This window comes from Micromonospora sp. M51 (assembly GCF_018070305.1).
Classification (GTDB): Bacteria; Actinomycetota; Actinomycetes; order Mycobacteriales; family Micromonosporaceae; genus Micromonospora; species Micromonospora parva.
Genome location: NZ_JAGPXZ010000456.1, coordinates 1 through 4,984 on the forward strand (window position 1 = coordinate 1; position 4,984 = coordinate 4,984).

At 71.7% G+C, this 4,984-nt stretch carries 4 protein-coding genes; 1 reads left to right on the plus strand and 3 read right to left on the minus strand.

Annotation, left to right across the window (positions count from 1 at the left end):
- From KBX53_RS21930 to KBX53_RS21940, 3 genes are all read right to left on the minus strand, one after another.
- Positions 1 to 594 (minus strand): DUF1015 family protein (locus KBX53_RS21930; RefSeq protein WP_210861357.1); only part of this gene is annotated, 594 nt, incomplete at its 3' end.
- Positions 595 to 673: 79 nt separating this feature from the next.
- Complete coding sequence (locus KBX53_RS21935; protein ID WP_051708588.1) at positions 674 to 1,183, minus strand: hypothetical protein; 510 nt, start codon at positions 1,181 to 1,183, stop codon at positions 674 to 676.
- Positions 1,184 to 1,363: 180 nt separating this feature from the next.
- Positions 1,364 to 1,990: a DsbA family protein gene (locus KBX53_RS21940; RefSeq protein WP_210861360.1), complete on the minus strand. Its 627-nt coding sequence runs from the start codon at positions 1,988 to 1,990 to the stop codon at positions 1,364 to 1,366.
- Positions 1,991 to 2,210: 220 nt separating this feature from the next.
- Here KBX53_RS21940 and pepN point away from each other — a divergent pair, with 220 nt between their 5' ends.
- On the plus strand, positions 2,211 to 4,760 hold the full coding sequence (pepN, locus tag KBX53_RS21945) for an aminopeptidase N (protein WP_030333511.1): 2,550 nt from the start codon (positions 2,211 to 2,213) through the stop codon (positions 4,758 to 4,760).
- The last annotated feature ends 224 nt before the right edge of the window (positions 4,761 to 4,984 follow it).

Sequence of the window (4,984 nt, forward strand, 5' to 3'; positions counted from 1 at the left end):
GGTCTGCTCCGGGCCGGGGCCGAGCAGCCAGATCGCGTGCGTGCGCCCCGCCTGGTCGGTGTCCGTTGCGGCGGGCGCACCGGCCGCGTCGGTCGCCGCCGCGAGCGCCGCGTGCAGCTCATCGCCACGCCCGGTCTGCAGCAGGAGTACGGGTGAGAGCAGGTGGCCCAGCGCGTCGGCCAGCGCCACCCGCTCGCGGACCTTGGCGATGAAGACGTCCTCGTTGCGGATGACCAGGCCCGGCTCGTCCGCCCGGGTGGAGATCTGGTCGGTGTCCACCATCGCGAACATCCCGTACGCCGGCTCCTCGCCGGGTGCGCTGATCCGGTAGAGCACCACCACCTGCTCGGCGGGGGTGTAACTGCCGTCGGCCTTGGCTTCGGCGAGGCGGGACACCGCGTCCGGCAGCGCGTCGAGGAACGACTTGCCCAGGCTCTGCGGGGCGCGATGCGGCATTTCGATGCCGAGAGCACTGTGCGGGTTCGACTCGATGATCGCGGTGATCTCCGCGTCGTCGGCGAACTCGTCGTAGTTCTGCGCGCCGGTGCCGCCAGTGGTGACCCAGGCCCGGGTGATCGGATGCACGACCGTCATACCCACTGACGCTACCGGCGACGGTGTCGCCGCCGACGGGGACCCGCAGGGCGTCCACCAGATGAAAGCGCCCTGTCGGTCAGCCGGCGCGGTCGGACGTGCCCCGGCGGTGTCGACCCGCGCTCACCGGCCCACCGTTGCCGCGTCGACCGCTCCCGATCGGCCCGGTGTTCACGGAGCGGCGGGGCGACGTGGGCGGCCCCGGCACGGGACGGTCCGGGGGCGGCGTCGGAACGGGCCTCGGGTTCAGCGGCGGCGTCGGCACCGGACGCGGCGGAGCCGGCGGCGGGGGCGCGGGTTCGGCCGGTGCCGCCCCCGACGGCACCAGCGCCGGCACGTCCGCCGGCACGGCGTCGGCGGGCGACGGGAGCGGGTCGACCACCGCGGGCGGGGTGAGCCGGGAGGTCACCGGGACCCGCGCCACGCCCACCACGATGGGCGGCGCGAGCAGATCCACCAGATGGGCGGGAAGATCCGGGCGGACCGTCGGCCAGCGGGAGTCGTCGACGGACCAGTAGTCCGCGCCGGGAGGTTCGATCACCCCCTGCCGGGTCGACTGTTCGTCACCGGACGCGCGGTGCTTGGCCATCGGGAATGCCTCCACGAGCTGCGGCGTGCGGCCCTACGGGTCGCTGCGGCGGACACCGAGGGAAACGACGCCGCCCGCCTCCCGGTGACGCCACGACCGCCCGCCGACCTCGGCACCCGACCCGAAACGCCCCCGTCCACGCAGCTGAAGCGGCACGGACGGGGGCGCGGTGGCCGTCGCTCAGTCGAAGATCGGGTCCTGCTCCCGGGTGCGCTTGAGCTCGTAGAAGCCCGGGGTGCCGGCGACCAGCAGCACGCCGTCCCAGAGCCGGCCGGCGGCCTCCCCCTTCGGAGCCGGGGTGATCACCGGGCCGAAGAACGCGACAGGAGCGCCGTCCGGGCCGGGCGCGTGCACGACCGGAGTGCCCACGTCCTGTCCGACCGGGCGCATGCCCGCCTCGTGGCTGGCCCGCAGCGCCTCGTCGTAGTCGGTGCTGTCGGCGGCCGCGGCCAGCGCCGGGTCCAGGCCGGCGTCGGTGAGCGCGGCCACGTACAGCTCGGTGTTCCGCTCCTGCTTCTGCAGGTGGATCCGGGTGCCGAGCGCGGTGTAGAGCGGGCGCAGCACCTCGTTGCCGTGGCGCTGCTCGGCGGCGATGCAGAGCCGCACCGGGCCCCACGCCGTCTTCAGGAACTCCTTGTACTCCTCGGGCAGTTCCTCGCGGCCGTCGTTGAGCACGGCGAGGCTCATCACGTGGAACCGGATATCCACATCCCGGACCTGCTCGACCTCGAGCAGCCAGCGTGAGGTGATCCATGCCCACGGGCAGGCCGGGTCGAACCACATGTCGGCGGTGACACGTTCGGTCACGGTGAGATCCCTTCACAACGGGTGGCGCCGGGAGTCGGCGTCTCAGAAGAATCTTCACCCCGCAGCACATCGACCGGCACCCGAATGAGAGCGTGACCTCGGCCACCGCGGGCTGCCCGTACATGGAAGACTCGAATCGGGCCGGCCGTCACGAGCGGTAGGCGAACGGGCGCCGCCGGGCGTACGGCGACACGTGGGATGGAGACGAACAGTGCCGGGAGTGCGCAACCTGACGCAGGTCGAGGCGACCGAGCGGGCACGCCTGCTCAACGTGACGGGGTACGACATCAGTCTGGACCTGTCCACCGCCGTGCTGGCGGCCGACGGTCGCACGTTCTCCTCGACGACCGAGGTTCGGTTCCGCTGCTCCGAACCGGGGGCGAGCACGTTCATCGAGTTGGCCGCCGAGTCGGTGCGGTCCGCGACGCTGAACGGCACGCCCGTCGACCTCTCCGACTGGTCCGCCGAGAAGGGCCTGACACTGTCCGGTTTGGACAGCGACAACGTCCTGGTGGTCGAGGCCGACTTCGGTTACTCCAACAGCGGTCAGGGCCTGCACCGGACGGTCGACCCGGTGGACGGGGAGACGTACCTGTACAGCCAGTTCGAGACGGCCGACGCGCAGCGGGTGTACGCCTGCTTCGACCAGCCCGACCTGAAGAGCGTCTACACCTGGCACGTCACCGTGCCGGCGCACTGGCGGGCGGTGTCCAACATGCCCGTGCAGCGCGAGGAGCCGGCGGGTGAGGCGCTCAAGACGCTGCACTTCGCCGAGTCGCCCCGGATGAGCACCTACATCACGGCGATGTGCGCCGGGCCGTACCACGAGGTGCGCGACGCCCACGACGGCATCGACCTGGGGGTGTTCTGCCGGGCGTCGATGGCGCGGTACCTGGACTCCGACGACCTGTTCCTGATCACCAAGCAGGGCTTCGACTTCTTCCACGAGAAGTTCGGGGTGCGCTACCCGCTGCCGAAGTACGACCAGCTCTGGGTGCCCGACTTCAACGCCGGCGCGATGGAGAACTTCGGCTGCGTGACGCACGCCGAGTCGCACTACCTGTTCCGCTCGCAGGTCACCGACTTCGAGTACGAGCAGCGGGCCAACACGATCCTGCACGAACTGGCCCACATGTGGTTCGGTGACCTGGTCACCATGCGCTGGTGGAACGACCTGTGGCTGAACGAGTCGTTCGCCGAGTGGGCCAGCCACTGGTGCAACACCAACGCGACCCGGTTCACCGAGGCGTGGACGACCTTCCTGTCCATCCGGAAGAACTGGGGCTACCGGCAGGACCAGCTCTCCTCCACCCACCCGGTCTACACCGAGATGCCGGACATGGAGGCCGTGGAGGTCAACTTCGACGGCATCACCTACGCCAAGGGCGCGAGCGTGCTCAAGCAGCTTGTCGCCTACGTGGGTGAGGAGCCGTTCGTGGCCGGGCTGCGGGCCTACTTCGGCAAGCACGCCTGGGGCAACGCCACCTTCGACGACCTGCTCACCGAACTGGAGGCCGCATCCGGCCGGGAGCTGCGCAAGTTCGCCGCGCAGTGGTTGGAGACCGCGCAGGTCAACACGCTGCGACCGGAGGTGACCATCGGGGCGGACGGCACGTACGAGCAGGTGCTGGTGCGACAGGAGGCGCCGGCGGCGTACCCGACGCTGCGTACGCACCGGATCGGCGTGGGCCTGTACGACCTGACCGACGGGCGGCTGGTCCGTCGGGAGCGGTACGAGGTGGACGTGACCGGCGAGCACACGGATCTCGCCCCGCTGCGCGGTGTCCGGGCGGCCGACGTGCTGCTGCTCAACGACGACGACCTCAGCTACACCAAGCTGCGCCTCGACGAGCGCTCGATGGCGACAGTGGTGCAGCACATCGGTGGCTTCGACTCGTCGCTGGCCCGCGCGCTCTGCTGGACCGCCGCGTGGGACATGATCCGCGACGCCGAACTGTCCGCCCGCGACTACGTGGCGCTGACGCTGAGCGGGCTGCCCGCGGAGACCGACATCAACCTGGTCACCGCCACCCTGCGGCAGGCGACCACCGCGCTCACCCTGTACGCCGACCCGGCCTGGGCGCCCACCGGCTGGGCCGACCTGGCCCGTACCGCCCGCGACGCGCTCGCCGCCGCCGAGCCCGGCAGCGGGTTCCAGTTGGCCTGGGCCCGCGCGTTCACCTCGGCGGTCCGCTCCGAGGAGGACCTGGCGACGCTGCGGGGTTGGTTGGACGGCACCGGCGTGCCGGCCGGGCTGACCGTCGACACCGAGCTGCGCTGGTCGGTCCTCGCCGCGCTGGTGGCCAACGGTGCCGCCGGCGCCGCCGAGATCGAGGCGGAGCTGAGCGGCGACCGTACGGCCAGTGGTGAGCGGGAGGCCGCGTACGCGCACGCGTTGATCCCGACGGCGGAGAACAAGGCCGCCGTGTGGGCCCTGCTCACCGGCCCGGACGCGCTGCCCAACTGGCGGCACCGGGCGCTGTTGCAGGGCTTCGCCCACCCGACGCAGGTGGAGCTGGTCACCCCGTACCGCGAGCGGTACTTCGCGGCGGTCGGGCAGGTGTGGGCCACCCGGGACAGCGAGCCGGCGCAGGAGTTCGCCCAGCTGGCGTACCCCACCTACCTGGTGGCGGACGACACGGTGGCGGCCACCGACGCGTGGCTGGCCGGCGACGGGCACCCCGCCCCGCTGCGTCGGCTGGTGGCCGAGGGTCGCGACGGTGTGGTGCGGGCGTTGAAGGCCCGCGCGAAGGACGCGCAGAGCGCCTGAGCATCGAGTACGTGGCCCGGGCCGGCGTGGGTGCGAACCGACGCCGGCCCGGGCCATTATGGTTGCGAGAGGAGGTGAACGCGATGGCACAGCCGACCTACGAGTGGCGACCCCCTGCGCGCGCGTGGCGTGAGCAGGACCTGTTCCACCTGCCTGAGGACGGGAACCGCTACGAGATCGTCGACGGGAGCCTGCACGTAACACCTCCAGCCGGTCCCGAGCAC